The 25215-nt window shown below is 67.9% G+C and carries 26 protein-coding genes; 16 read left to right on the top strand and 10 right to left on the bottom strand.

Annotation, left to right across the window (positions count from 1 at the left end; all coding sequences use genetic code 11):
* Positions 1-2: 2 nt before the first annotated feature.
* From lptB to hemC, 8 genes are all read right to left on the bottom strand, one after another.
* Positions 3-773 (bottom strand): LPS export ABC transporter ATP-binding protein, encoded by a 771-nt coding sequence (lptB, locus tag GGQ98_RS05810; protein WP_184066474.1) that lies wholly within the window; start codon positions 771-773, stop codon positions 3-5.
* A gap of 133 nt (positions 774-906) precedes the next feature.
* On the bottom strand, positions 907-1443 hold the full coding sequence (locus GGQ98_RS05805; RefSeq protein ID WP_184066471.1) for an LptA/OstA family protein: 537 nt from the start codon (positions 1441-1443) through the stop codon (positions 907-909).
* Positions 1440-2069, bottom strand: a complete 630-nt coding sequence (gene lptC / locus GGQ98_RS05800; RefSeq protein WP_184066468.1) for an LPS export ABC transporter periplasmic protein LptC — start codon at positions 2067-2069, stop codon at positions 1440-1442. Before lptC ends, GGQ98_RS05805 begins: the two co-directional genes overlap by 4 nt.
* Before the next feature lie 4 nt (positions 2070-2073).
* Positions 2074-2691, bottom strand: coding sequence for a ribonuclease D (locus GGQ98_RS05795; protein WP_184066465.1), 618 nt, complete (start codon positions 2689-2691; stop codon positions 2074-2076).
* Positions 2688-3437, bottom strand: a complete 750-nt coding sequence (locus tag GGQ98_RS05790) for a TerC family protein (RefSeq protein ID WP_184066462.1) — start codon at positions 3435-3437, stop codon at positions 2688-2690. Before GGQ98_RS05790 ends, GGQ98_RS05795 begins: the two co-directional genes overlap by 4 nt.
* Positions 3438-3493: 56 nt before the next feature.
* Entirely contained in the window at positions 3494-4573 is a 1080-nt protein-coding gene (locus GGQ98_RS05785) for a COG4223 family protein (RefSeq protein ID WP_184066459.1), read from the bottom strand.
* Complete coding sequence (locus GGQ98_RS05780) at positions 4570-5277, bottom strand: uroporphyrinogen-III synthase (RefSeq protein WP_184066456.1); 708 nt, start codon at positions 5275-5277, stop codon at positions 4570-4572. The genes GGQ98_RS05785 and GGQ98_RS05780 overlap by 4 nt, the downstream gene beginning before the upstream one ends.
* Positions 5274-6200 carry a hydroxymethylbilane synthase gene (hemC, locus tag GGQ98_RS05775; RefSeq protein ID WP_184066453.1) on the bottom strand — a complete coding sequence of 309 codons (927 nt, stop codon included), beginning with the start codon at positions 6198-6200 and terminating at the stop codon, positions 5274-5276. The genes GGQ98_RS05780 and hemC overlap by 4 nt, the downstream gene beginning before the upstream one ends.
* A 37-nt stretch (positions 6201-6237) precedes the next feature.
* Between hemC and tsaD the strand changes: the two genes are divergently transcribed.
* The gene (gene tsaD / locus GGQ98_RS05770; protein ID WP_184066450.1) at positions 6238-7260 is read left to right on the top strand and encodes a tRNA (adenosine(37)-N6)-threonylcarbamoyltransferase complex transferase subunit TsaD; all 1023 of its coding nucleotides are present in this window, start codon (positions 6238-6240) and stop codon (positions 7258-7260) included.
* Positions 7257-8234: an NAD(P)H-dependent glycerol-3-phosphate dehydrogenase gene (locus GGQ98_RS05765; protein WP_184066448.1), complete on the top strand. Its 978-nt coding sequence runs from the start codon at positions 7257-7259 to the stop codon at positions 8232-8234. The genes tsaD and GGQ98_RS05765 overlap by 4 nt, the downstream gene beginning before the upstream one ends.
* A 76-nt stretch (positions 8235-8310) precedes the next feature.
* On the opposite strand, the gene GGQ98_RS05760 is transcribed toward GGQ98_RS05765, so the two are convergent.
* Positions 8311-8436, bottom strand: a complete 126-nt coding sequence (locus GGQ98_RS05760; protein WP_184066445.1) for a DUF1674 domain-containing protein — start codon at positions 8434-8436, stop codon at positions 8311-8313.
* A gap of 82 nt (positions 8437-8518) precedes the next feature.
* Here GGQ98_RS05760 and GGQ98_RS05755 point away from each other — a divergent pair, with 82 nt between their 5' ends.
* From GGQ98_RS05755 to GGQ98_RS05715, 9 genes are all read left to right on the top strand, one after another.
* Positions 8519-9343 carry an SDR family NAD(P)-dependent oxidoreductase gene (locus tag GGQ98_RS05755; protein WP_184066442.1) on the top strand — a complete coding sequence of 275 codons (825 nt, stop codon included), beginning with the start codon at positions 8519-8521 and terminating at the stop codon, positions 9341-9343.
* Positions 9344-9400: 57 nt separating this feature from the next.
* On the top strand, positions 9401-10315 hold the full coding sequence (htpX, locus tag GGQ98_RS05750) for a zinc metalloprotease HtpX (protein WP_184066440.1): 915 nt from the start codon (positions 9401-9403) through the stop codon (positions 10313-10315).
* Positions 10316-10317: 2 nt separating this feature from the next.
* Positions 10318-11583 (top strand): RsmB/NOP family class I SAM-dependent RNA methyltransferase, encoded by a 1266-nt coding sequence (locus GGQ98_RS05745; RefSeq protein ID WP_184066437.1) that lies wholly within the window; start codon positions 10318-10320, stop codon positions 11581-11583.
* A gap of 44 nt (positions 11584-11627) precedes the next feature.
* On the top strand, positions 11628-12299 hold the full coding sequence (gene rpe / locus GGQ98_RS05740) for a ribulose-phosphate 3-epimerase (protein WP_184066434.1): 672 nt from the start codon (positions 11628-11630) through the stop codon (positions 12297-12299).
* Positions 12296-14032 (top strand): heparinase II/III domain-containing protein, encoded by a 1737-nt coding sequence (locus GGQ98_RS18790; protein ID WP_184066431.1) that lies wholly within the window; start codon positions 12296-12298, stop codon positions 14030-14032. The genes rpe and GGQ98_RS18790 overlap by 4 nt, the downstream gene beginning before the upstream one ends.
* A gap of 26 nt (positions 14033-14058) precedes the next feature.
* Entirely contained in the window at positions 14059-15642 is a 1584-nt protein-coding gene (gene purH, locus GGQ98_RS05730; protein ID WP_424141350.1) for a bifunctional phosphoribosylaminoimidazolecarboxamide formyltransferase/IMP cyclohydrolase, read from the top strand.
* Positions 15643-15868: 226 nt separating this feature from the next.
* Positions 15869-16351, top strand: a complete 483-nt coding sequence (locus tag GGQ98_RS05725; protein ID WP_184066420.1) for a hypothetical protein — start codon at positions 15869-15871, stop codon at positions 16349-16351.
* A gap of 162 nt (positions 16352-16513) precedes the next feature.
* Positions 16514-17194 carry a tRNA (guanosine(46)-N7)-methyltransferase TrmB gene (gene trmB / locus GGQ98_RS05720; protein WP_184066553.1) on the top strand — a complete coding sequence of 227 codons (681 nt, stop codon included), beginning with the start codon at positions 16514-16516 and terminating at the stop codon, positions 17192-17194.
* A gap of 11 nt (positions 17195-17205) precedes the next feature.
* Positions 17206-18003: an enoyl-CoA hydratase gene (locus tag GGQ98_RS05715; protein ID WP_184066417.1), complete on the top strand. Its 798-nt coding sequence runs from the start codon at positions 17206-17208 to the stop codon at positions 18001-18003.
* A 102-nt stretch (positions 18004-18105) separates the two neighbouring features.
* Here the strand turns inward: GGQ98_RS05715 and GGQ98_RS05710 are convergent, their stop codons facing one another.
* A complete protein-coding gene (locus GGQ98_RS05710; protein WP_184066414.1) occupies positions 18106-19272 on the bottom strand; it encodes a PQQ-dependent sugar dehydrogenase in 1167 nt (388 codons plus the stop codon).
* 214 nt (positions 19273-19486) lie between these two features.
* On the opposite strand from GGQ98_RS05710, the gene rimP reads away from it, so the two are divergent.
* Genes rimP through rbfA form a run of 5 tightly spaced genes read left to right on the top strand, consistent with a single transcriptional unit; the run spans position 19487 to position 25185 of the window.
* Positions 19487-20020, top strand: a complete 534-nt coding sequence (gene rimP, locus GGQ98_RS05705) for a ribosome maturation protein RimP (RefSeq protein WP_184066408.1) — start codon at positions 19487-19489, stop codon at positions 20018-20020.
* Positions 20020-21576, top strand: a complete 1557-nt coding sequence (nusA, locus tag GGQ98_RS05700) for a transcription termination factor NusA (RefSeq protein WP_184066405.1) — start codon at positions 20020-20022, stop codon at positions 21574-21576. The genes rimP and nusA overlap by 1 nt, the downstream gene beginning before the upstream one ends.
* The gene (locus GGQ98_RS05695; RefSeq protein ID WP_184066402.1) at positions 21563-22216 is read left to right on the top strand and encodes a DUF448 domain-containing protein; all 654 of its coding nucleotides are present in this window, start codon (positions 21563-21565) and stop codon (positions 22214-22216) included. The genes nusA and GGQ98_RS05695 overlap by 14 nt, the downstream gene beginning before the upstream one ends.
* 9 nt (positions 22217-22225) lie before the next feature.
* Complete coding sequence (gene infB / locus GGQ98_RS05690) at positions 22226-24775, top strand: translation initiation factor IF-2 (protein WP_184066399.1); 2550 nt, start codon at positions 22226-22228, stop codon at positions 24773-24775.
* 20 nt (positions 24776-24795) lie between these two features.
* Positions 24796-25185, top strand: coding sequence for a 30S ribosome-binding factor RbfA (rbfA, locus tag GGQ98_RS05685; RefSeq protein ID WP_184066396.1), 390 nt, complete (start codon positions 24796-24798; stop codon positions 25183-25185).
* Positions 25186-25215 lie beyond the last annotated feature (30 nt).

The raw sequence follows: 25215 nt of genomic DNA, 5'->3' as shown, positions 1-25215 counted from the left end.
CGCTAGAGGCTGAAACCTTCGCCGAGATAGACCTTGCGCACCGTCTCGTCGGCGACGAGGGCTTCGGGCGTGCCTTCGAAGAGCACGCGGCCATCGTAGATGATGCAGGCGCGGTCGACGATCTCCAGCGTTTCGCGAACATTGTGATCGGTGATGAGGACGCCGATGTTGCGGTCCTTCAGGTGGCTGACGAGATCGCGGATGTCGGCGATCGAAATGGGGTCGATACCCGCGAACGGCTCGTCGAGCAGCATGATGGACGGGTTCGTGGCCAGCGCGCGCGCGATTTCGCAGCGGCGGCGCTCACCGCCCGACAGCGACATGGCCGGGGCCTTGCGGAGGCGGCCGATGGAAAACTCGCCGAGCAGCTGATCGAGCCGCGCCTCGCGCGCCGCCCGGTCCGGCTCCGAGATTTCAAGCACGGCGCGGATGTTGTCTTCCACCGTCATGCCGCGGAAGATCGAGGTTTCCTGGGGAAGATAACCGACGCCGAGCGCGGCGCGGCGATACATGGGGAGCCCGGTGATATCGATGCCGTCGAGAAGGATACGGCCCGAATCGGGCATCACGAGACCCATGATCGAATAGAAGCAGGTGGTCTTGCCCGCGCCGTTCGGCCCAAGCAGGCCGACGACCTCTCCGCGCCGCACGCCGAGCGACACGTCGCGCAGCACGACGCGCTTGTCGTAGCGCTTGCCGATCGACACGACGGCGAGCCCGCGCTCCGTATCGACCGCGGAAGTCTCGTGCTCCATCGTCAGGACGTCGTTCATGCCGGGTTTTCTACCTCACGAATACTTAACGACAAATGCAGGCTGTGCGCCAGTTGGCGCAATTTGTGCATGGTCGGTTTCGGCAATGCAAGCCGAACGGGACGAAACAGCGTAAAAAGGATTGTGCAGGCGGCTATTGGCCGCCGCGAGGGGGCACCACGAAACGGCCGGTGACGCGGGGCGCGCCGCTTGCGGAGCTTGCCGATCCGTCGAGCGTCGACCGCCCGCTTTCAAGGTCGATGACCAGCCGTTCGCCGCGCAGCACGCTGTCGCCGCGATTGAGCACGACGCCGCCGACGAAGGTGATCCGGCGGGTCTGGACATCGTAGATGCCGAGACGTGAGCTGACCCGCTCGCTGGGGCTGACGAGCTGGACGCTGCCTTCGGCGTCGAGGCGGTTGATCGCGAGGTTCCCGCCCGCCGCGTTTTCGTAGAAGACGCGCATCCCCGCAGCGCCGAGGGTCATGTTTCCCTGCACGACGCGGACGTCGCCTGAAAAGATCGCCTGCGATTCGCGGTCCCGCACTTCGATGCGCGCGGCATCGATATCGATGGGCGCGCGCGTGTCGTGCCCCTTCAGCGCGGAGTTGCCGAAGCCGCTCTGCGCGGAGGCTGCAAGGGGAAGGGCAAGCGCGGTGGCTGCGGCGAGGAGGAGTGCGGAACGGATCATCGCTGCGTAATCCGCATTTTCACGCCGCCTGACAAGGTGACAACGCGCGTTTCCATATCGGCGTCGAGACGGGACGCGGAAAACGCGCCGAGCGGCATCCTGCCGCTAACGCGTCCGGCACTGGTGACCTTGCGCGTCGGCAGGTCTACCGCGACGTCGCCGGTTTGCAGAACGAAGCCGTCCGGGCGGTGGAAGACGACCGGGCCGAGGACGTTGAGCCTTTCCGCTTCAAGGTCGTAGCGCCCGCTCGGCGCGGTGACCGTCGCGGTGCCTTCGAGCATTTCGAGACTCGCCTCGATGCGCTTCAGTTCGACGACGGGCGTATTCGAGGAACGCTGCAGCGCCTCGTCCGCCAGAATGCTGAACGGGCGGCCCTTGCTGTCTTCCCCCCGATACATCGGCGCTTCCATGCGCAGACGTTCGCGGGCCTTTTCCACCCCGTCGCGCGACAGGATGAAGCTGAATTCCTGCCGCGCGGTGAGCGGCCAGATGAGGCATGCGAGAAAAATGGCCACAGCCGTCGCGGGCAGCAGGCGTTTCAGGACGACGACCTGCCGATCCCACGCACTGCCCGGCATCGCCCAGCGGCGGCGGTCGCTGGCAAGTTCGTCGGCGGTCTGCGTCATTGCCTCAGCTTTCGTGGCTGAAGATGTCCTTGTCGGCCCAGCCGGCAAGGTCGAGCGCGGCGCGCGCCGGCAGGAAATCGAAGCACGCCTGCGCAAGCGCTGTCCGGCCTTCGCGTTCCAGCCGTTCCTCCAGGACCGCCTTGATGCGGTGCAGATAGCGCACGTCGGACGCGGCATATTCGATCTGCGCATCGCTGAGCGTGTCCGCCCCCCAATCCGACGACTGCTGCTGCTTGGAAATCTCCGCGCCCAGCACCTCGCGCACCAGATCCTTCAGCCCGTGGCGATCAGTGTAGGTGCGCACGAGCTTCGAGGCGATCTTGGTGCACCAGATCGGCGTCATCACGATGCCGAGATACTGCTGGATGAGCGCCACGTCGAAGCGCGCGAAATGCAGGATCTTGAGCCGGCCGGGATCGGTGAGCACGGCGCTGAGGTTCGGCGCGTCGAACCTCCCGAGCGGAAACTGCACGAGATGCTCGTCGCCGCCGCCGTCCGAAAGCTGCACGACGCAGAGCCGGTCACGCAGCTGGTTGAGGCCCATCGCCTCGCAGTCCACGGCGATGGCGCCGGGGGCGAGCACGTCTGCGGGCAGGTCGCCCTTGTGAAGATAGGCGGTCAATCTTTCTTCCCCTGGCTGCGCTGCTTCGCGCGGCGCGACAGAATGTTCAGAACCTCGACGAGGATCGAGAAGGCCATTGCCGCGTAAATATAGCCCTTCGGCACGTGCGCGCCGAAGCCCTCGGCAATCAGCGTGGTGCCGATCATCAGCAGGAAGCCGAGCGCGAGCATGACGACCGTGGGGTTCTTGTCGATGAAGTTGGCGAGCGGGTTCGCGGCGAGCAGCATGCAGAGGACCGCAACAACAACGGCGACGACCATGATCGGCACATGCTCGGTCATGCCCACGGCGGTGATGATCGAATCGATCGAGAAGACGAGATCGAGGAGGATGATCTGCGTGATCGCAGCCCCGAACGTCATCACGACCCTGCTCGTATCGAAGACGTCGCCGCTAGGTGCGGGATCGACGCTGTGATGGATTTCCTTCGTGGCTTTCCAGACGAGGAACAGGCCGCCCGCGATGAGGATGATGTCGCGCCACGAGAAACCCTGCCCGAAAACCTCGATCACCGGCTCGACCAGCGTGACGATGAAGGCCACGGTCGCAAGCAGGCCGAGGCGCATGATGAGCGCGAGGCCGATGCCGATGCGCCGCCCCTTTTCGCGCTGGTGCTCCGGCAGCTTGTTGGTGAGGATCGAGATGAAGATGAGGTTGTCGATGCCGAGCACGACTTCCATCGCGATCAGAGTAATCAGCGCCGCCCATGTGGCTGGCTGCGAGAACAGTTCGATAAGGCTTTCCATTATTCGCCTGTCTTGATTCGGGTTGATTTACGAAAGGACATTCTGGTTTCGCCCGCCTACAGCGACTGTGTCGTCGCCTGCTGCGCGTTCGCAGGGGCATTCGGGGGCGCTGTGAGCGGCAGATCGGTGTCTTCGAGAAGCACGGAGGCTTCAAGCTGCTGCAGCGCGCCGTGGGTGTTCGCGTAAGCCTGGGCCGAAATGCGCCACTGGCGGGCGAGCTGCTGCGTGCGCGCAGGAAGCCGCTGCAGGGTCAGGAGGGCGCCCGCGACATCGCCCTGCGAAATCCGCGTCGCCATGTCCGCAAGGCGGGCGTCGTTGGCGTTTCGCGCGGCGGCAGTGCCCTTTTCACGGATATGGACAAGCCCGGCGACCCCGGACTTGAATTGCTCCCAGAGCGTGGCCGTCCGTTCCGGCGCGGCGCTTTCGGAGAGCTGGGGGCGGATTTCGTCGAAGCGGCGGCGCAGCACGGCGAGCGTCGGTGTCTCGGGAGACGCGGTGAGCAGGCGCTCGACAGCTTCGGCATCGGCGGCGGCGAAATGGCGGCGCAGCGCGGGAGCCAGCACCGCAAGGCTCTGGCCCTGCTCGGCTGCGCGCCGCGCGGCCGTGACCAGCAGCACGCCGCGCGCTTTTTCCGCGCTGGCGGCGGCAGCCGCGATGGAGCGCGAGGCATTGCCGCCGATCTGTTCGATCTTGACGTTGAACCCGGCAAGCTCTGCGGAAATATTATCGAGGCGCGTCGATGCCTGTGCCTGGCCGCGATCGAGCGCTTCAATGCGCGCTTCCAGCCTTGCAAGACGTTCGGAGCCTGGTCCGGTGCCGAGCGCAAGCGGTATCGGATCGTTGAGCGCCGGCGGTGTCGCGTCGACATCGCCGAGCGGCGGGGCCTGTGCGGGACGCCGTTCGAGCGCGGTGACGCGGGATTCGAGCGCCGAGATCGTGCCCGCTTCGCGCTCCATGCGCGCGGCGAGCGATACGACATCGGGGCGTTGCAGTGCGCCGGGCAGGCGCGTGCGGACGTTGGTTTCGAACCAGGGGCTGAGCAGGAGCCCCGCGGCAAACAGCACCAGTGCCGCGGCCACCACCCAGGGGACAGCGCTGCGCGGGCGATGCGTTTCGCGGGTTTCGTCGTCGATCATCCGGTCCTCGTCAGCGGTGCCTTGTCAGCCTGCTTCTCGCACAACAGCTTCGCCGCCGCAAACAGCGCATCCTCTTCGGGGCGGGCCGCGACGGCGCGGGCGGCCCAGCCGTCTCCGGCCGCACTTGCGGCGTTGCGGCTGATCGCGGCCAGACGGACATTGCTGCGGCCTGCCCCGAGCGCGGCGGCAAGCGCTTCTCCGCCGCGCGGAGAATAGACGAGCGCGACGTCCGCGCCGCGCGCCGTCTCGCGCTCTTCGTCCGTCCAGCCGTGCAGGCTGGCGCCGTAGACGACACGCCGATCCAGCCGCAGGCCGGGGGGTGGTGCATAGCCTGCGATTTCAAGGCCGCACAGATGAAGCACGCTGACCTTGCCCGCCGCCGCTATGGCAGCGAGCAGCGCGCCGCCATCGTCCACATCCGGCGCGCGAACGTCGGTGAAGCCGGCGAGGCGCGCTGCCGCAGCGGTCCGCGCGCCCACGCAGAAGCAGGGCAGCGCCAGAAACGATGCCATCGCGGGCCCGCCTTCGCGCGGCGCGGCAGCGCTCGTGAACATCACGGCGTCGGGCATCGCGGCGGGCGCGGCCCACTGCCGGGCGGTGATTTCGAAAAGCGGGGCCACGACAGGCTCATGGCCGAGCGCAAGGATGCGCGCAGCCGTTTCCCCGGCGCCGGGGTGCGGACGGGTGATGAGAACGCGGGTCATGCGACGAACAGGCTCCGAAGCGCGGGCGACGCCCGATTGAGAATGGTCCTTGCAAGCGCACGACCGGCGGAGGCCGCATCGGCAGCCGGGAAACGCGTTTCTTCCGCGATACGTTCCCGCCCGTCTGGGCTGAGGATTTCGGCGCGAAGATGAAAGGCGTCGCCGTCGCGCACGGCGAGGGCGGCGACCGGGCTGTGACAGCTGCCGCCGAGCGCGGCGGCAAAGGCGCGTTCGGCGACAAGCGCCGTCATGGTATCGGCGTCGGTGATCGCCGCGAGGCGGCCGAGCATGGCGGAATCGCCCGCGCGCGCCTCGATCGCGATGATCGCCTGACCGGGGGCGGGCAACAGCGTCTCGACCGGGATAAACGCGCCGATGGCGTGCAGGCCGAGCCGTTCCAGCCCGGCGCTCGCCAGCAGCGTGGCGTCCGCCTCTCCGGCGTCGATGCGGGCGAGGCGGGTGGCGACATTGCCGCGAAACGGCACGAGGCCGAGGCCGGGGACACGCGCGAGAAGCTGCGCGGCGCGGCGCGGCGAGGTGGTGCCGACCCGCATGCCCGGCGTGAGCGCATCGAGGCCGGAGACGCCGATGATCCGCTCGCGCACATCGGCGCGGGGCAGCGCGGCGGCGAGCGCGATGGCTTCCGGGCGAACGCTCTCCATGTCCTTGGCGGAATGGACCGCGAAATCGATGTCGCCCGCGAGGAGCGCGCGGTCCAGCTCCTTGGTCCACAGCGCCTTGCCGCCGATCTCGGCGAGGGGGCGGTCCTGCACCTTGTCGCCGGTGGTCTTGATCGGGACGATCTCGACGCTGTCTTCGGCCCAGCCGTGGGCGGCGACAAGCGCGGCGGCGGCGGCGCGCGCCTGGACGAGCGCGAGCGGCGACCCGCGCGTTCCGAGTTTCAGAGGCTCAGCCTTGTGCATGGGGGGCGGCGTATCTAGTTACGAGCGCGGAGACAATATGATCGTTCTGGGTCTTGAATCGAGTTGCGACGAAACCGCCGCAGCGCTCGTCGACGGAAACCGCACCATCCTTGCCGAGCGTATCGCCGGGCAGGAGGAGGCGCACCGCCCCTATGGCGGCGTCGTGCCCGAGATTGCGGCGCGCGCGCATGTGGACAGGCTGGCGCCGCTCGTCGAGGCGGTGATGGCGGAGGCGGGGCTGGGTTTCGGCGATCTCGATGCCGTCGCGGCGACGGCGGGGCCGGGGCTGATCGGCGGGGTGATGGTCGGGCTCGTGACCGGCAAGGCGCTGGCGCTGGCGAGCGGCAAGCCGCTGGTTGCGGTGAACCACCTGGAAGGTCACGCGCTTTCGGCGCGGCTGGCGGACCCGACGCTGGAATTTCCCTATCTGCTGCTGCTGACCTCCGGTGGGCATTGCCAGCTGCTCGGCGTGGACGGCGTCGGGCGCTACCGGCGGCTGGCGACGACGATCGACGACGCAGCGGGCGAGGCGTTCGACAAGGTGGCGAAGATCCTGGGGCTCGGCTTTCCGGGCGGGCCTGCCGTGGAGCGCGCGGCGCGCGAGGGCAATCCGAAGGCGGTGCCGCTGCCGCGTCCGCTCGTGGGGAGCGGGGATTCTAACTTCTCGTTCGCGGGGCTGAAAAGCGCCGTGCTGCGCGCGGCCGGGGGCTCGGTTCCCGATCTGGCGGCGAGTTTTCAGCAGGCGGTCGTCGATTGCCTCGTCGACCGGACGCGACTCGCGATGGACCGGATGCCCGAGGCGACGCGGCTTGTCGTGGCGGGCGGCGTGGCGGCGAACGGCGCGATCCGGGCGGCGCTGCAACGGCTCGGCGATGAACGCGGGATCGGCTTCAGCGCGCCGCCGCTCGCGCTCTGCACGGACAATGCCGCGATGATCGCATGGGCGGGACTCGAACGGTTGCGGGCCGGATACACCGACGCGCTCGATGTGCCGGCGCGCGCGCGCTGGCCGCTCGATCCGGCGGCGGAACCGGCGCGCGGCGCAGGAGTGAAAGCATGAAGGTCGGTGTGATCGGCGGCGGCGCGTGGGGCACCGCACTTGCGGAGGTCGCGGCCTCGGGCGGCGACGTGCTGCTGTGGGCGCGCGAGCCGGAGGTGGTGCAGGGTGTCAACACGGCCCGCGAGAACACGCTGTTCCTGCCCGGCGTGCGCCTTTCCGAAACGATTACGGCGACGAGCGATCTCGGCGCGCTCGGCGATTGCGACATGCTGCTCGTCGTTGCGCCCGCGCAGCATGTGCGCAGCGTGCTGGAGCGTGTGCCCAGCCGGGGCACGCCGATCGTGCTGTGCGCCAAGGGCATCGAGGCGGCGACGCGAAAGCTGGTCGGCGAGGTGGCGGCGGACGTGCTGCCCGGCGCGCCGCTCGCCGTGCTTTCAGGCCCCACGTTCGCCCGCGAGGTGGCGATGGGGCTGCCGACCGCGATTACATTTGCCTGCGCCGACCGCGCGCTCGCCGACCGGCTGATGGCGCGCATCGCCGCGCCGCGTTTCCGCCCGTACTGGACGGACGACGTGATCGGCGCGGAGGTGGGCGGGGCGATCAAGAACGTGCTCGCCATCGCGTGCGGCGTCGTTGTCGGGCGAAAGCTCGGCGAAAATGCGCGCGCCGCGCTTATCAGCCGGGGCTTTGCCGAAATGCTGCGCTTCGGCATCGCCAAGGGCGCGCGTTCCGAAACGATGCGCGGGCTTTCGGGGCTCGGCGATCTGGTGCTCACCTGCTCCTCGACGCAATCGCGCAACTTTTCGCTGGGCTACGGGCTCGGCGAAGGCAAGAGCGCGCGCGATCTGCTGAGCGACCGGCTCACGGTTGCCGAAGGCGCGTTCACCGCGCCGGTTCTGGACGCGGCGGCAGACGAGCTGGGCATCGACATGCCCATCACGCGCGCGGTGTGCAGCCTGCTCGACGGCAGCGCATCGGTGGATGCGGTGATCGCCGACCTGCTTTCCCGCCCGCTGCGCGACGAGGACGCCTGAGCGGCGGCGCGCCTTAAATCTTTGTGGACGCATCGTTTATTGCGGAAAACTGGTTCCCACTTTTCCGCACGATGCTTTAGAAATCAACCGCGATGCCTTTTCGTTCCCAGTCACCGTAACGCACGGGGTCCGGGCCGGCGGGGCCGCCCTCTTCCTTTTGCTTCGGCGGCACCTTGGGTTTCGCGGGCTTCTGGTCTTTCATCATGCGCTTCCATCATATTCATAGCTGTGCGCATCCCCGGCGACGCGGCACCATGCAGATGAGATAGGGGAGAGCGATCGACATGCAAAGTCTGGACGGTCGGGCGATTGCCGTGACGGGCGCGGGAAGCGGCATCGGCCGCGCGCTTGCGCTGGGGCTCGCCAAGCGCGGCGCGAAGACGGCACTTTGCGACAAGGATGCGGCGGGACTTGCCGAAACCGCGCGGCTGCTCGGCAACTATCCGCACACAATTGCGGCGTTCGACGTGACGGACGAAGCCGCGCTGAAAGGCTGGATCGACGCTGCCGCCGCCGAATACGGCGGGCTCGACGGCATCATCAACAACGCCGGGCTATCGGTGGTGGCGCCGTTCGCCGATACGCCCAAGGCCGATTTCGACCGGGTGATGGCGGTGAACTTCGATGCCGTGGTGAACGGCTGCCGCCACGCGATCCCGCATCTTCGGAAATCCTCGGGCGCCTGGCTGGTCAACATCTCGTCGGTGTTCGGCCTGATGGGCTATCCGACGCAGTCCGCCTACAACGCCTCCAAATACGCGGTGCGCGGGCTCACCGAGGCGCTGTATCTGGAACTCGGAGAGACCGATCCGCACATCACGGTGATCCGTGTGCATCCCGGCGGGATCAAGACGAACGTCGCGCGCAACGCCAAGTTCATCATGGGCATGGACGGGCGGACCGGCGCGCTCGATTCGGGCGACGAATTCGAAAAGGCGGCGCGCACAACGCCAGCCGCCGCGGCCGAGACGATCATCTGCGGCATGGAACGGCGTCGGCACCGCGTGCTGATCGGCAAGGACGCGCGTTTCATCGACTGGATGACCCGGTTGTTCCCGGTAAGCCATTTTCGGCGCATCGGCGCTTTCCTCGGCGGAGGAAAGTCTTGAAGCGAGGCGGGTGCATCCCGATAATATGACGCGAGGAATGAAGGAGCCTCGCGTGCCATGGGTCAGATGAAGACGGTGATGCTGCTGGCGGCGCTGACGGCGCTGTTCATGGGGCTGGGCTATATGCTCGGCGGCAGCGGCGGCGCGCTGATCGCGCTCCTGATTTCGGGCGGCATGAACCTGTTCGCGATCTGGAACGCGGACAAGATGGTGCTGCGCATGCACAACGCCCGCGAAGTGGACGCGCAGAGCGCGCCCGAATTCGTCGGCCTCGTGAAGACGCTCGCGCAGCGCGCGGGCCTGCCGATGCCCAAGGTGTTCATCATCGATACCGATGCGCCGAACGCCTTCGCGACGGGACGCAATCCGGAGAATGCGGCGGTGGCGGCGACGACCGGCCTGCTGCGCATCCTCGACCGCGACGAGATCGAGGCGGTGATGGCGCACGAACTCGGCCATGTGAAAAACCGCGACACGCTGCTGATGACGGTGACGGCGACACTCGCCGGCGCGATTTCGATGCTGGGGAATTTCGCGCTGTTCTTCGGCGGCAACAATCGCAATCCGCTCGCGATCATCGCGGCGGTGATCGTTGCGCCGCTTGCCGCGATGCTGGTGCAGATGGCGATCAGCCGCACGCGCGAATACGGCGCGGACCGGGCGGGCGCGGAGATCAGCGGCAAGCCGATGAAGCTCGCCTCCGCGCTCCAGAAGCTCGCGGCGGGTGCATCGCGCATCCCGAACCCCTACGCGCAGAAGAATCCGGCCGCAGCGCAGCTTTATATCGTTGCGCCGCTGATCGGCGGCGGCATGGATAATCTTTTCTCGACGCACCCGAACCCTGAAAACCGCGTCGCGGCGCTCGGCCGCATCGCGCAGGAGATGGGGCAGGCCGCGCGACCGCAGAGCATCAACGAGGCCGCCCAGCGCGGCCGGACGAGCGCGCTCGATCCGCTCAAACGTCGCCGCTGAGCATGGAACAGATTTCGGGCGTGCCCGCGCGCGCGGCGGCGCTTGCGCTGCTCCAGGCCGTGCTGTGGCGCGGCGAAGCGCTCGACCGCAGCATCGACCGTGCGTTTCGCAAGCTGGATGCGCCCGCCGATCGCGGCCTTGCGCGCGCCATCGTTGCGGGCGTGCTGCGGCATCTCCCCGATCTCGACGCGCTGATCGACGGTGCGACGAAGAAGCCGCTGCCCGATGATGCGCGCGCGCGCATGGTGCTGCGCATGGCGCTGGTGCAGACGATCCTCCTTGAAACGCCGCCGCACGCGGTGATCGCGACGGCGCTGCCGCTGCTCGAAGGCGGGCCGCGACGGCTGACGCACGGCGTGCTCTCGACGCTGCTGAAGCAGGGCGCGGCGCTGCCGTCTCCGCCGACATTGCCGGCGATGTGGACGCTGCGCTGGGGCGCGGCGTGGGGCGAGGCGGTGGTGGACGCCGCCGCCGCAGGGCTCGGCGCTGAGCCGCCGCTCGACCTGACGCTGCGCGATGCAGGCGAGACCGCGGCGTGGGCGGAGCGTCTGGGCGGCATGTCGCTGGTGCCCGGCCATGTGCGGCTGGCGCGGCATGGGCGCATCGAAGAGCTGCCCGGCTTCGCCGAGGGCGCGTGGTGGGTGCAGGATCTGGCGGCGGCGCTGCCCGCGCGGCTGCTCGGCGCGAAGGCGGGAGAGCTGATCGCCGATCTTTGCGCGGCGCCCGGCGGCAAGACGCTGCAACTGGCGAGCGCGGGGGCGAAGGTGATCGCGCTCGACATTTCGGAAAACCGCATGGCGCGGGTGCGCGAGAATCTTGAGCGGACGGCGTTGTCGGCGGATGTGATCGCGGCTGACGCGCTGAAATGGAAACCGCCAGCGCCGCTCGACGCCGTGCTGCTCGACGCGCCGTGTTCGGGGACCGGCATCTTCCGGCGGCACCCGGACGTGCTGCACCTGAAATCGGCGCGGCAGATCGGTGAACTCGCGGGGATGCAGGCGGCGCTGATGGATCACGCCTTCGACATGCTGAAACCCGGCGGGCGCATGCTTTACTGCGTCTGCTCGCTGGAACGCGATGAAGGCGAGTCGCAGGTGGAGGCGTTCCTGTCGCGGACGCCTTGGGCGCGCGTAGTTCCGGTGACAGTGGATGAACTTCCAGCCGGACTCGCGCCGAATTCCGAGGGTTTCGTGCGCACCCTGCCCGGTCAGCTGGTTGCGGACGGGGGCCTCGACGGGTTTTTCATGGCGCGCATCGCGAGGGTTTGAGCCGCGAATTTGACCTCCCGGCACGGGATGTTAAAGCCGGTCACATGCAGCAATCCGTCCGTATCGCGCCGTCCATCCTCTCCGCTGATTTCGCCGACCTCGGCGCCGAAGTGCGCCGCATCGATGCGGCGGGCGCGGACTATATTCATGTCGACGTGATGGACGGGCATTTCGTGCCCAACATCACGATCGGACCCGCTGTGGTGAAGGCGCTGCGGCCGCACACGGCGAAACCGTTCGACGTGCATCTGATGATCGCGCCGGTCGATTCGTTCCTCGAAGCCTTTGCGGCGGCGGGCGCGGATATTCTTTCGGCGCACCCCGAATCGGGGCCGCACCTGCACCGCACGGTCCAGACGATCCGCGCGCTCGGCAAGAAGGCGGGAGTCGTGCTCAATCCGGCGACGCCGCTCAGCGTGCTGGATTACGTGATCGAGGATCTCGACCTCGTGCTGGTGATGAGCGTGAACCCCGGCTTCGGCGGGCAGTCGTTCATCGACAGCCAGCTTCGCAAGATCGAGGCGATCCGCAAGCTGATCGACGCCACCGGCAAGACGATCGACCTGGAGGTGGACGGCGGCATCGACATGGCGACCGCGCCGCGCGCCATCGCGGCGGGCGCGGACGTGCTCGTTGCAGGCACGGCGACGTTCCGGGGCGGGCCGGATGCTTACGCGGCGAACATCGCGCGGCTGCGGGGAGACGGCGCGGCGTGAGCGATTCGGGCGGTAGCGACAAAGGTGGGCGCGATGGTGGCCAGCGACTGACGCGCGGGCGCGGCGACGCACGGACGCTGGGTGCGCGCCTGTCCGAAAAGCTCGCCCGCATCGGCTACGCGACCCCGCTGCACAACCGCAAGCTGCGCGGGCGGCCGCCGCTGAAGCTGCTGGCGGCAACGGCGGACCCGATCGCGGGGGACATTATGGCGGGGCGCGAGATTGCTGCCGGGAAGCTGAGCTTCGGGGGGCATGCGGAAGCCGTCCGCACGCTGAATTTCGCGACGTCGCGGGCGCCGCTGGCGTGGCGCGAATGGGTGCACGGCTTCGAATGGCTGCGCGACCTGGCGGCGGCGAGCGACCGCAAGAAGGGCGCGATCGTCGCCGAACTCGTCGTCGAGGCCTGGCTTGCGAGCTACCGCGAGTATGACGAGCTGGCGTGGCGCGCGGACCTTGCCGGGCGGCGGCTGATGTTCTGGCCGCTTTATGCGCCCTACATCCTGTCGCGCGGCGATCCGATTTACCGCAGCCTCGTTCTCAACCACCTGGCGCGGACGGCGCGGCATGTGGACCGCGCGCACGAGAAGATGCCGGAGGGGATGCCGCGCGTGGAGGCGGCGGCGGGTCTGCTGGCGGCGGGGCTTATCCTGCCCGAAGGTGCGGCGCGCAGTGTGCGGGCTGAGAACGCACTGCGGAAGGCGCTCGGCGACGTGCTGCTGCCCGGCGGCGGCGTTGCGAGCCGGCGGCCTTCCGACGCGCTTGCGCTCCTCGAACGGCTGCTGACGCTCCGTGCCTTTTACGAGGCGCGCAAGGTCGAAGTTTCCGAAGTTGTCGTGGAGGGCATTGAAACGCTGGCGTCGGGGGTCAAGGGGCTGATGCTCGGCGACGGGCGGCTTGCGGCGATCCATGGTGGAAACATCTGCGCGCCCGAACGGCTCGCCAAGGCGCTTGCGCTTGTCGGCGGCAACGTGCGCCCGACGCGGAACGGCGCGTCTTCCGGGTTCCAGCGCATGGACGCGGGCAAGAGCGTGATCGTCGTCGATGCCGGTCCGCCGCCCGCGAAGGACGCCGGAAGCGGCGCGCACGCGGGCACGCTCGCGTTCGAAATGTCCGACGGGGACGCGCGCCTGATCGTCAACTGCGGCGGCGCTGAAGGGGCGGCGGCGGTGTTGCCCGAAGCGCTCGCGGGGCTGCTCCGCACGACGGCGGCGCATGCGACGCTGATCGTGAACGACACCAATTCGACGCGTCTGCTCGGCGGTGGCGGGCTCGGCAAGGGCGTCGGCGAAGTCGTCGTCACGCGCCACGAAAGCGAAGAGGGCTGCTGGCTCGACGCGACGCACGACGGCTATGCGAAACGCTTCGGCATGCTCCATCGCCGCCGCATCTTCCTCTCCGCCGACGGACGCGACATCCGCGGCGAGGACGCGCTCGAACCCGTGCGCGCCACGCGGCTGCTCGGCCGCCGCAAGGCGCTGCCGTTCGACGTGCGCTTCCACCTCGCGCCGGGTGTCGAGGCGACGCCGACGGCGGACGGCAAGGGCGCGCTGCTGAAACTGGCGGCGGGGCGCGTGTGGCAGATGAAGGTGCGCGGCGGGCGCCTGACGGTTGACGAGAGCATCTTCGTGGACGAAAGCGGCAAACACCGCAGCGTGGCGCAGATCGTCGTCAGCGGCGAAACGGAAAGCGGCGGCGCAACGGTCAACTGGTCGTTCAAGCGCGCAAGCAAATAACAGGCAGGACAGTGACGATGAGCGAGATGCCGGTGAAGATCACCCGGGCACTGATTTCGGTTTCGGACAAGACGGGCGTGGTGGACCTCGCCAGGGCGCTCGCGGCGCGCGGGGTGGAGCTGCTGTCGACCGGCGGCACCGCGAAGGCGCTGCGCGATGCGGGGCTCAATGTGAAGGACGTTTCCGAGCACACGGGCTTCCCCGAGATGATGGACGGGCGCGTGAAGACGCTGCACCCGAAGGTGCACGGCGGATTGCTGGCGCTGCGCGACCATCCCGAACACGCCGCCGCGATGCGCGACCACGATATCGCGCCGATCGACGTGGTGGTGGTGAACCTCTACCCGTTCGAGGCGACCGTGGCGAAGGGCGCAGGCCGCGACGAAATCATCGAGAACATCGACATCGGCGGGCCTTCGATGGTGCGATCGGCGGCGAAGAATCACGGCTTTGTCGCGATCCTGACCGACCCGGCCGACTACGGCGAATTCATCGCGGCGCTCGACGCCAGCGACGGCGCGACCGATCTGGCGCTTCGCAAGCGGCTTGCGGCGAAGGCATTCGCGGCGACGGCGGCGTATGACAGCGCGATTTCCTCGTGGTTCGCGTTCGCCGATCAGGGCGCGACCTTCCCCGATACGCTGACGCTTGCGATGACGCGCGGCGACGAACTGCGCTACGGCGAGAACCCGCACCAGAAGGCGGCGTTCTACGCGCCGCGCGGGCCGCATGCCAGCGGCATCGGGCAGGCCCGGCAGGTGCAGGGCAAGGAACTCAGCTACAACAATCTGAACGACGCCGACGGCGCGCTCGAACTCATCGCGGAGTTCGGGGACGCGGGGCCTTCGGTCGCGATCATCAAGCACGCGAACCCGTGCGGCGTGGCGACGGGCGCGAGCCTGGCCGAGGCCTACGGCGCGGCGCTCGCGTGTGATCCGGTCTCGGCGTTCGGCGGGATCATTGCGGTCAACCGGCCGCTCGATGCGGCGGCAGCGGAAGCGATCACCGGGATTTTCACCGAGGTCGTCGTAGCGCCCGGTGCCGATGACGCCGCGCTCGCGATCTTCGCGAAGAAGAAGAACCTGCGGCTGCTGCTGACGGCGCTGCCGGACCCGGCGCGCGGCGGCCTGGCGCTGAGGACCATCGCGGGCGGATACCTGCTGCAATCGCGCGACAACGGCAGCATTGCCGAAAGCGATCTGAAGATCGTCACCGCGCGGCAGCCGAGCCCGCAGGAACTCGCCGACATGCTGTTCGCGTGGCGCGTGGCGAAGCACGTGAAATCGAACGCGATCGTTTACGCGAAGGACGGCGCGACGGCCGGCATCGGCGCGGGGCAGATGAGCCGCCTCGATTCGGCGCGCATCGCGGCGTGGAAAGCGCGCGACGCCGCGGAAACGGCGGGCTGGGCGCAGCCGAAGACGGTGGGTTCGGCGGTGGCTTCCGACGCGTTCTTCCCGTTTGCCGACGGGCTGCTCGCCGCGGCGGACGCGGGCGCGACGGCGGTGATCCAGCCGGGCGGCTCGATCCGCGACGACGAGGTGATCGCGGCGGCGAACGAAAAGGGTCTTGCGATGGCGTTTACCGGGATGCGCCACTTCCGGCATTAGGACGGGGCTTCGTTGCGGCAGACCGGGCTTCGTTGCGGCGGTTGAAGCGGTGTTCCCCTCTCCCCGACCCTCTCCCCGGAGGGGCGAGGGGGAAGGGTTTTGCGATGGCGTTCAGGACGCTCCAAAGCCCCTCCGCTGAAGAGGAGGGGGATACGCAGGGAATCGTTCCGCTTTCGCTTTGAAGGGCGTAGGCTCCGCGCTTCGCAACAGGGCGAGGGAGGAAGCCATGCGTGTTCTCTGTCTTGGCGTACTGGTGGCGTTTTCGGCATCCACGGCACTGGCGGCGGACATCAAGCTATCGCCCGCCGACACGGCGGCCGCGTTCAAGGCGGCGGGGTTCGCGAAGAAAGGAAACCGCTGGGAAGGCTGCGGCGATCCCGGGACGGCGGCCTACACGCCCGGCGCGATCGACCTGGTGCGCGATCTGAACGGGGACGGGCAGCCGGAAGCCGTCATCTCCGAAGGCAGCAGCTATTGTTTCGGCAACACGGGCATGGGCTACGCCATCGTCAGCAAGCAGGCGGCGGGCTGGAAGCTGATGAACGGCGGACCCGGCATTCCGACCCTGCTGACCACGAAGGGTGCGGGCGGCTGGCCGGACATCGAGATCGGCGGGCCGGGTTTCTGCTTCCCGGTCGAGCGCTGGAACGGCAAGGAATACCGGTTGCATCGGTATCAGTATGAAGGCAAGGCCTGCCGCCCCAGATAGGCGTTCATTCGGGTGATGCCGGCCTGCAAGACGCGGTCTTCTGCGCTTCCGGTGCTCACGGACCTTGAAGTCCGCTCCGCTCCGGTTCTCGAAGACCACGCCTTTCGGCTCGGCCTGACCCGGATTTCGACCTATCCCACTATAATCAACTGGCGAGTTTCGATGTCCGATCCGACCACCATCCGCCGTCTTTATGGGCGGCGACAGGCGTTTGCGCTGCGCAACCGGGCGCAGCGGCTTGTCGAGGACTTGCTGCCGGAGGTGGCGGTGCCGAAAGAGGGCGCGCTGGACGCTGCGCGGCTGTTCGGCAAGGCGTGCCTGCTGGAGCTGGAGATCGGGTTCGGCAAGGGCGAGCATCTTGTTGCTCATGCCGCCGCGCGCCCGGAAACGGGGTTCATCGGCTGCGAGCCGTTCCTGAACGGCGTCACCGGGCTGCTCGGGCATATCGAGGATGACGGGCTTTCGAACGTGCGCGTGCATGACGGCGATGCGCTGAACGTGCTGGAGCGGCTGCCCGATGCCTCGCTGGAGCGGGTTTACCTGCTGCATCCCGACCCCTGGCCGAAGGCGCGGCACGCCAAGCGGCGTTTCGTCAATCCGGGGCCGCTCGACCTGATCGCCGCGAAGCTGAAACCCGGCGGCGAATTCCGCATCGCGACCGACCACCCTGTCTACATGCGCTGGTCGGTGATGCAGATGGCACGGCGTTCGGACTTTGAATGGCTTGCGGAACACGCCGAGGACTGGGAAAATCGCCCCGACGACTGGCCGCCGACGCGCTACGGCGAATGGGCGGCGGGCGAGGGGCGGCCGATCTGGTATTTCCGGTATCGGCGGCGGTAGGGACGCACGACATGACCGATGAAACCCCTGTCATTTCCGCGCTGGAGGGCGGCGTTCTTCGCCTTACGCTGAACGCGGCGTCTTCGCGCAACAGTCTGTCGTTCGCCATGATCGAGGCGCTGCGGGCGGCGCTCCGCGATGCGGATGCCGACCGCAATGTGCGTGTGATCGTGATCGCGGCGGCGGGGCATGTGTTTTCCGCCGGGCACGATCTGAAGGAGCTGGACGGCGCGCGCACGGCGGATGATGGCGGGCGCGGGGGGTTCGTTGCGCTGTTCGAGGCGTGCGGCCAGTTGATGCAGGAGGTCGTGAACCACCGCTGCCCGGTGATCGCCGAGGTGGCGGGTGTGGCGACGGCGGCGGGGTGCCAGCTTGTCGCGAGTTGCGATCTTGCGGTTGCGGGCAAGGCGGCGCGGTTCGCAACGCCGGGCGTGCGGATCGGGCTGTTCTGCTCGACGCCGATGGTGGCGCTGACGCGCAACCTTTCCGCCAAGCACGCGATGGAGATGCTGCTGACCGGCGATCTGATCGACGCGGCGCGCGCGGCGGAGATCGGCCTTGTCAACCGCGTGGTGGAGGATGCCGCGCTCACCGCGCAGACGATGGCGCTTGCCGCGCAGATCGCGGCGCGCTCGCAGCTGACGGTCGGCATCGGCAAGCGCGCGTTCTACGCGCAGCGCGAGATGCCGCTTGCCGAGGCCTATGCCTATGCGTCCACCGTGATGGCGGACAACATGATGGCGGCCGACGCCTGCGAGGGCATCGGCGCCTTCATTGCCAAGCGCGATCCGGTGTGGACCGACCGCTGAGGGTTCTGACGCGGCGGTTGACGCCCTTCCCTAACAAAGAGGCATTTGCTGGGACCGCCCCACCCCAACCCCTCCCCTGAAGGGGAGGGGCTTTTTAGGTTATCAGTTGGCGGGGGTCAGTTTGAGCAGGCGGGCGGTTTCGCCGTCTTCGAGCAGCCAGATCGCGCCGTCGGGGCCCTGCTCGACGGAGCGGATGCGGGCGCTCATCGGCCATTCGTCGGCCTTGGTCGCGGTTTCGCCGTTGAGGTCGACGCGGACCAGGGCCTCGCCCGAAAGTGCGCCGATGAAGGCGTCGCCCTTCCACGCGGGGAACAGGTCGCCCTTGTAGATGAGCAGGCTGGAAGGCGAGATCGCCGGGTTCCAGAAAACCTTCGGCGGTTCGAAACCGTCGCCGGGCTTGTGATCGGGGATCGGCCTTCCGTCGTAATGGTCGCCGTTCGAGACCGTCGGATAGCCGTAGTTCACGCCCTTGCGGATGAGGTTGAGCTCGTCGCCGCCCGCCGGGCCCATCTCCATTTCCCAGAGACGGCCTTCATCGTCGAAATCGATGCCGAGCGGGTTGCGGAGGCCGTAGGCCCAGACCTGCGCCTTCACCCGGCCCTGATCGTAGAACGGATTGTCGGACGGGATCATGCCCGTATCGGAAAGGCGGACGATCTTGCCGAGGTTGGCGTTCAGATCCTGCGCGGGATCGAACTTCTGACGATCGCCGCTCGACACGTACATCATGCCGTCGGGGCCGAACGCGATGCGGTGGCCGTAGTGGCCCCGGCCGGTGACCTTGGGCTCCTGCCGCCAGATCACCTGCAGCCCCTCGATGCGGGGCGTGCCGTCGAGCAGCAGCTTGCCGCGCGCGAGCGCCGCGCCGCGCGTGTCGCCGTCGCCGGCTTCGGCGTAGCTGAGGTAGATGTAGGCGTTGTTCGCGAAATCGGGGTGGAGCGCGACATCGCCGAGCCCGCCCTGCCCGCCGTAATCGACCTTGGGCACGCCCGCGACGTCCAGCGTTTCGCCGCCCAGACGGACGAGCTTGAGCACGCCCTTCTTCTCGGTGACGAGAATGCGGCCGTCGGGGAGAAACGCCATCGCCCACGGTTCATCGAATTTGCCCATTTCGGCTGACGTGAAGGGCTTGGCGTCGGCGTCGGCCGCGGCCGTCGGCGTCTCTGCCGTTTCGGTGTTGCCGGTGTTGCCGGTGTCGGTGCCGTTTGCGCCGCAAGCGGCGAGGCTGAGGGCGGAAACCATGGCGAGCGCGGTAAAGGTGCGGATCATCGTCTCTGATATCTCCATTCGGGGGTTGCGCGCAGGCTAGCGGGATGTCGGGCGCCTGACAAATGACGATGACGAACAGCGCGCCGGGCGCTCTTGCGGGCGGTCGGCTTTTTGCCTATATGAGCGGCGTTCTCCACATGGGTAGTCCAAGAGGAGGTCGGTTCCAGGGATCGGGGCCGGCGCCGACGGGGTTTATCCGCAAGGGAAGCCGAATTTGACGGACACGAAGGCGCTCGAGGCACTGGTGGAACCGATCGCAACCGCGATGGGCTTCAATCTCGTGCGCGTCGTGATGATGAACGGCGCAGGCGGGCTGACGCTGCAGGTGATGGCGGAAGACCCAGCCACGCGGCAGCTGACCATCGAGCAGTGCACGTCGCTCAGCCGCCGCGTGTCGGACATGCTCGACGAGAAGGATCCGATCCCCGACGAGTATAGTCTGGAAGTCAGCTCGCCGGGCATCGACCGCCCGCTGACGCGCCTTCAGGACTTCACGGACTGGTCCGGGCATGTCGCGAAGATTCAGCTTGCCGAACCCCTTGAAGGCCGGAAGCGGTTTCAGGGGCACCTTCTGGGCGTAGATGATGCTATGGTGCGCATCGCGGTCGAAGGATTCGGTGAGACTGCGCTCCCGTTTGCAGGCATCGTCAGTGCGAAGCTGGTGCTGACGGACGAACTCATCAAGGCAACGAAGCCGCTCTCCGACGAGGGCGCGGACGAGATAGACGAAGAAGAGGAAGACGATTGATGGCCACCGCGATTTCCGCCAACAAGGCCGAGCTTCTGGCGATTGCCGATGCTGTTGCGCGCGAGAAGTCGATCGATCGCGCGATCGTGATCGAGGCGATGGAAGAGGCCGTCCAGCGCGCGGCGCGCGCCCGCTACGGCGCCGAGAACGACATTCGCGCGAAGATCGATTCGCAGTCCGGCGAAATGCGCCTGTGGCGCGTGCTCGAAGTGGTCGAGGCGCCGGAGGATCACTTCAAGCAGATCAGCATCGTGGATGCGCAGAAGCGCGACAAGAAGAACGACATCGGCGACTTCGTCGTCGATCCGCTGCCGCCGATCGAGTTCGGGCGCATCGCCGCGCAGGCCGCCAAGCAGGTGATCGTGCAGAAGGTGCGCGATGCCGAGCGTGAGCGCCAGTACGAGGAATTCAAGGATCGCGTGAACGAGGTGACGACGGGCGTCGTGAAGCGCGTCGAGTTCGGCCACGTCGTCGTCGATCTCGGCCGCGCCGAGGGCGTCATCCGCCGCGACCAGCAGATCCCGCGCGAAATTCTGCGCGTCAACGACCGCGTGCGGTGCCTCATCAAGGACGTGCGCCGCGAAAACCGCGGGCCGCAGATTTTCCTGTCGCGCGCGGCGGGCGAATACATGAAGAAGCTGTTCGCGCAGGAAGTGCCCGAAATCTACGACGGCATCATCGAGATCAAGGCCGTCGCCCGCGATCCGGGCAGCCGCGCCAAGATCGGCGTCATCAGCCGCGATTCGTCGATCGATCCGGTCGGCGCGTGCGTCGGCATGAAGGGCAGCCGCGTGCAGGCGGTGGTGCAGGAACTGCAGGGCGAGAAGATCGACATCATCCCGTGGTCGCCCGACATCGCGACCTTCGTGGTGAACGCGCTGCAGCCCGCTGAAGTCTCCAAGGTGGTGATCGACGAGGAAGAGCAGCGCATCGAAGTGGTCGTTCCCGACGACCAGCTTTCGCTCGCCATCGGTCGACGCGGCCAGAACGTGCGCCTCGCCAGCCAGCTGACCGGCCACCAGATCGACATCATGACCGAGGCCGACGAGAGCGAACGCCGCCAGAAGGAATTCGTCGAACGCTCCGAGCTGTTCATGAACGAACTCGACGTGGACGAGACGCTGGCGCAGCTGCTCGTCGCCGAAGGCTTCACGGAACTCGAAGAGGTCGCTTACGTCGAGACCAGCGAGCTGGCGGCGATCGAAGGCTTCGACGAGGATCTCGCGGGCGAACTCCAGAACCGCGCGACCGAGGGGCTGGAGCGCCGCGAGGCCGCAGCCCGCGAAGAGCGCCGTGCGCTCGGCGTCGAGGATGCGCTTGCCGCGATCGAGGGGCTTTCGGAGAAGATGCTCGTCACGCTCGGCAAGGCGGGCATCAAGACGCTCGATGATCTCGGCGATCTCGCGACGGACGAACTCGTCTCGAAGCGCGAGGGCGTGCTCAAGGAATTCGGTCTCAGCGAGGCCGACGGCAACCGCATCATCATGGCGGCCCGCGCCCATTGGTTCGAGGGCGACGACTCCGGGGAGGACGCCCCTGCGGATGCCCAAGCATGAGCCCGAACGTCGCTGCATAATAAGCGGTGAGCGGGAGGGACGGGACGCACTGCTGCGTCTGGCCCTTTCCCCCGACGGCGAGGTTCTGCCGGACATCGGCGCGCGCGCGCCGGGTCGCGGCGCATGGGTGAAGCCCGACCACGCGCTCGTCGCGGAGGCGGAAGCCAAGGGCAAGCTGAGGGGCGCGCTGCAACGCGCCTTCAAGGGCGATGTGAAGCACGTGCCCGAAGGCATGGCGGCGCGTATCGAAGCGGGGTTGAAGCGCGCCGCGCTCGATCGGCTGGGGCTGGAGCTGCGTTCGGGGAACCTGCTTCTGGGCAGCGACCGGATCGCGGCGGCGGTGGACAGCGGCGAGGCGCGGCTTGTGCTGCACGCCGCCGACGCGGCGCCCGACGGCGTGCGCAAGCTGGCGCAGCGGTTGCATTCGGCGGGCGGAAAGGCCAAAGCAATCGCGTTGCCGGCGGGCCGGGATGAATTGTCCTTGGCACTGGGGCAGGCCAATGTGGTACACGCCGCGCTTCGCGACCGGCAGGCCGCGCTGCGCGTGGAGTCTGCGGTCGGCCGTTGGCGCGCGTATCTTGGTCTGCATGACGGAATCGAAAACGCGGACGGTGCGCCGTCTGCTGGACTTGGGTTGTAAAGGGTACGAATGAGCGACGAGAACAAACCGACGCTGGGCGCGCGTGCGCCGCTTGGAATCAAGCGGACAGTCGATGTCGGCAAGGTCAAGCAGAGCTTCAGCCACGGCCGGACGAAGTCCGTCGTCGTCGAGGTGAAGCGTCGGCGCGTGCTCGGACGGCCCGACGGCGCGCCCGAGGAAACGCCGGTGGCGGACGCTGCGCCCGAGGCCCCCGCGCCCGCGCCAGCCGCGCCCGTTGCCGCGCCGCCGAGGCCCGCGGCCGAAGCGCCGAGGCCGCGCCCCGCCGCCGTGCCGAACGATTTGATGTCGCGCCAGGAACGGCAGGCGCAGCTGCTGCGCGAGGCCGACGAAGCGCGCCAGAAAATGCTGGAAGACCAGCGCCGCCGCGAGGAAGCGGAGCGCGCAGAGGCCATCGAGGCCGAGCGCCGCCGCACTGAAGACAAGCGCCGCGACGAAGAGGCGCAGGACGCCGCGCCGCCGGTTGCCGAACCCGAAGCCGCCGCTGAATCCGCAGCACCCGCGACATCCACATCGACGCCCGCGCCCGCGCCTGCGGCAAAGCGCGATGCCGCGCTTGCCGACGACGACAACGGCCGCGCACGGCGTGGCCCCGGGGTGCCGGTTCGCAAGGAAGCGGCGAAGCCCGCGCGCGGACGCGGCGAGGACCATCGCCGCTCCGGCAAGCTCACCGTCACGCGCGCGCTCGAAGGCGACGAAAACGGCCGTGCGCGCAGCCTCGCCGCGCTTCGCCGTGCACGCGAGAAGGAACGCCGTGCCCACATCGGCGGCGCCAACCAGGCGAAGCAGGTGCGCGACGTGGTCGTTCCCGAAGCGATCACCGTGCAGGAACTTGCGAACCGCATGGCCGAGAAGGGCGCCGACCTCGTGAAGTCGCTGTTCAAGATGGGCTCGATGGCGACGATCAACACGACGATCGACCAGGATACCGCCGAGCTGCTCGTCACCGAGTTCGGCCACAACATCAAGCGCGTGAGCGATTCGGACGTTGAAATCGGCCTCGAAGGCGAGGCGGACACGACGGGCGATCTGCTGCCGCGCCCGCCGGTCGTCACCATCATGGGCCACGTCGACCACGGCAAGACGTCGCTGCTCGACGCGCTGCGCGGCACCGACGTGGTTGCAGGCGAAGCAGGCGGCATCACGCAGCACATCGGCGCGTACCAGGTGAAGGTCGCGACCGGGGACATCGTGACGTTCCTCGATACGCCCGGCCACGAGGCGTTCACCGAGATGCGCGGACGCGGTGCGAACGTCACCGATATCGTCGTGCTGGTCGTCGCGGGCGATGACGGGCTGAAACCGCAGTCGATCGAGGCGATCAGCCACACGAAGGCGGCGGGCGTGCCGCTGATCGTTGCGATCAACAAGTCCGACAAGCCCGGCTCCAAGCCCCAGAAGGTGCGCGAGGAACTGCTCCAGCACGAAGTCGTCGTGGAGGACATGGGCGGCGACGTGCAGGATGTGGAGGTCTCCGCGCTCAAGAAGACGAACCTCGACAAGCTGCTCGACGCGATCCTGCTGCAGGCCGAGCTTCTGGAACTGAAGGCCAACCCGGACCGTCCGGGCGAAGGCGCCGTGATCGAGGCGAAGCTGGACAAGGGCCGCGGCCCGGTCGCCACCGTTCTCGTCAGCCGCGGCACGGTGCGTGTCGGCGACATCTTCGTCGTCGGCGCCGAGTGGGGCAAGGTGCGCGCGCTCGTCGACGATCGCGGCGTGCAGGTGAAGGAAGCCGGTCCGTCGAAGCCCGTCGAGGTGCTCGGCCTTTCCGGCACGCCGATGGCGGGCGACGTGTTCGCGGTGGTGGAAAACGAGGCGCGCGCCCGCGAGATCGCGGCGTACCGCGCCTCCGTTCTGCAGCGCAAGCGCACGACGCAGGCCCCGGCGAACCTGGAGACGATGTTCTCGGCGCTCAAGGAAAAGCAGGCGCTCGAATACCCGCTCATCATCAAGGGTGACGTGCAGGGTTCGGTCGAGGCGATCGTGGCGGCGGTGAACAAGATCTCCACCGACGACATCAAGGCCCGCGTGCTGCATTCGGGCGTCGGCGGCATCACCGAATCCGATGTGACGCTGGCGGGCGCCTCGGGCGCGCCGATCATCGGTTTCGGCGTGCGCGCCAACGCCAAGGCGCGCGAGATCGCCGAGCAGCGCGGCGTTGCGCTGAAATACTACGACGTGATCTATGATCTGGTGGACGATGTGAAGGCGGCGATGGCCGGCCAGCTCGGCCCCGAGAAGATCGAGCACGTCGTCGGCCGCGCCGAAATCCGCGAAGTGTTCCAGGCGGGCAAGCACGGCAAGGCCGCCGGTCTCCTGGTGCTCGAAGGCTTCATCCGCAAGGCGCTCAAGGCGCGTGTCATGCGCGACGATGTCATCATCTACAACGGGTCCGTCTCCTCGCTGCGCCGCTTCAAGGACGACGTCGCCGAAGTGCGCGCCGGGCTGGAATGCGGTGTCACGCTGGAAAGCACGACGGACATCAAGGCGGGTGATTACCTCGAGACGTTCGAGGTCGAGGAGCGCGAGCGGACGCTCTAGGGCGTTCGCGCGGGAACCCTATGCGGCAGATGCAAACCCCCGAAGGCAAATCGGTTCGTTTGCTGCGGATCGGTGAGCAGGTGCGCCATGTGCTCGCGAGCGTGCTCGGGCGCGGCGAGGTGCGTGATCCCGTGCTCGAAAAACACATCGTTTCGGTGAGCGAAGTGCGCGTCTCGCCGGACCTGCGCATCGCCACCGCCTTCGTGAAGGCGCTCGGCGGCGATGACGAAGAGGTGCTCGCGGCGCTTCGCCGGAACGCGAAGTTCCTGCGCGGCGAGGTGGCGCGGTCGATGTCCACCAAATACACGCCCAATCTGAAGTTCCGGCTCGACGAGAGCTATGAAGAAGCCAGCCGCATCGATGCGCTGCTGCGCGACCCCAAGGTGGCGCGCGACCTCGGCGACGATTGACGCCTGCCGAAGCCGCCGCCGGTTCCGATC

Source organism: Sphingosinicella soli, assembly GCF_014199685.1.
Taxonomy (GTDB): domain Bacteria; phylum Pseudomonadota; class Alphaproteobacteria; order Sphingomonadales; family Sphingomonadaceae; genus Sphingosinicella; species Sphingosinicella soli.
Note: the sequence above shows the minus strand (reverse complement) of the source record. Positions and strands in the feature narration are given on the sequence as shown.

Bases quoted from the DNA above. Each gene is read 5' to 3' on its own strand.
- lptB (WP_184066474.1), bottom strand. From the start codon at position 773: ATGAACGACGTCCTGACGATGGAGCACGAGACTTCCGCGGTCGATACG.
- GGQ98_RS05805 (WP_184066471.1), bottom strand. From the start codon at position 1,443: ATGATCCGTTCCGCACTCCTCCTCGCCGCAGCCACCGCGCTTGCCCTT.
- lptC (WP_184066468.1), bottom strand. From the start codon at position 2,069: ATGACGCAGACCGCCGACGAACTTGCCAGCGACCGCCGCCGCTGGGCG.
- GGQ98_RS05790 (WP_184066462.1), bottom strand. From the start codon at position 3,437: ATGGAAAGCCTTATCGAACTGTTCTCGCAGCCAGCCACATGGGCGGCG.
- GGQ98_RS05785 (WP_184066459.1), bottom strand. From the start codon at position 4,573: ATGATCGACGACGAAACCCGCGAAACGCATCGCCCGCGCAGCGCTGTC.
- GGQ98_RS05780 (WP_184066456.1), bottom strand. From the start codon at position 5,277: ATGACCCGCGTTCTCATCACCCGTCCGCACCCCGGCGCCGGGGAAACG.
- hemC (WP_184066453.1), bottom strand. From the start codon at position 6,200: ATGCACAAGGCTGAGCCTCTGAAACTCGGAACGCGCGGGTCGCCGCTC.
- tsaD (WP_184066450.1), top strand. From the start codon at position 6,238: ATGATCGTTCTGGGTCTTGAATCGAGTTGCGACGAAACCGCCGCAGCG.
- GGQ98_RS05765 (WP_184066448.1), top strand. From the start codon at position 7,257: ATGAAGGTCGGTGTGATCGGCGGCGGCGCGTGGGGCACCGCACTTGCG.
- GGQ98_RS05760 (WP_184066445.1), bottom strand. From the start codon at position 8,436: ATGAAAGACCAGAAGCCCGCGAAACCCAAGGTGCCGCCGAAGCAAAAG.
- GGQ98_RS05755 (WP_184066442.1), top strand. From the start codon at position 8,519: ATGCAAAGTCTGGACGGTCGGGCGATTGCCGTGACGGGCGCGGGAAGC.
- htpX (WP_184066440.1), top strand. From the start codon at position 9,401: ATGGGTCAGATGAAGACGGTGATGCTGCTGGCGGCGCTGACGGCGCTG.
- GGQ98_RS05745 (WP_184066437.1), top strand. From the start codon at position 10,318: ATGGAACAGATTTCGGGCGTGCCCGCGCGCGCGGCGGCGCTTGCGCTG.
- rpe (WP_184066434.1), top strand. From the start codon at position 11,628: ATGCAGCAATCCGTCCGTATCGCGCCGTCCATCCTCTCCGCTGATTTC.
- purH (WP_424141350.1), top strand. From the start codon at position 14,059: ATGCCGGTGAAGATCACCCGGGCACTGATTTCGGTTTCGGACAAGACG.
- GGQ98_RS05725 (WP_184066420.1), top strand. From the start codon at position 15,869: ATGCGTGTTCTCTGTCTTGGCGTACTGGTGGCGTTTTCGGCATCCACG.
- trmB (WP_184066553.1), top strand. From the start codon at position 16,514: ATGTCCGATCCGACCACCATCCGCCGTCTTTATGGGCGGCGACAGGCG.
- GGQ98_RS05715 (WP_184066417.1), top strand. From the start codon at position 17,206: ATGACCGATGAAACCCCTGTCATTTCCGCGCTGGAGGGCGGCGTTCTT.
- GGQ98_RS05710 (WP_184066414.1), bottom strand. From the start codon at position 19,272: ATGATCCGCACCTTTACCGCGCTCGCCATGGTTTCCGCCCTCAGCCTC.
- nusA (WP_184066405.1), top strand. From the start codon at position 20,020: ATGGCCACCGCGATTTCCGCCAACAAGGCCGAGCTTCTGGCGATTGCC.
- GGQ98_RS05695 (WP_184066402.1), top strand. From the start codon at position 21,563: ATGCCCAAGCATGAGCCCGAACGTCGCTGCATAATAAGCGGTGAGCGG.
- infB (WP_184066399.1), top strand. From the start codon at position 22,226: ATGAGCGACGAGAACAAACCGACGCTGGGCGCGCGTGCGCCGCTTGGA.
- rbfA (WP_184066396.1), top strand. From the start codon at position 24,796: ATGCGGCAGATGCAAACCCCCGAAGGCAAATCGGTTCGTTTGCTGCGG.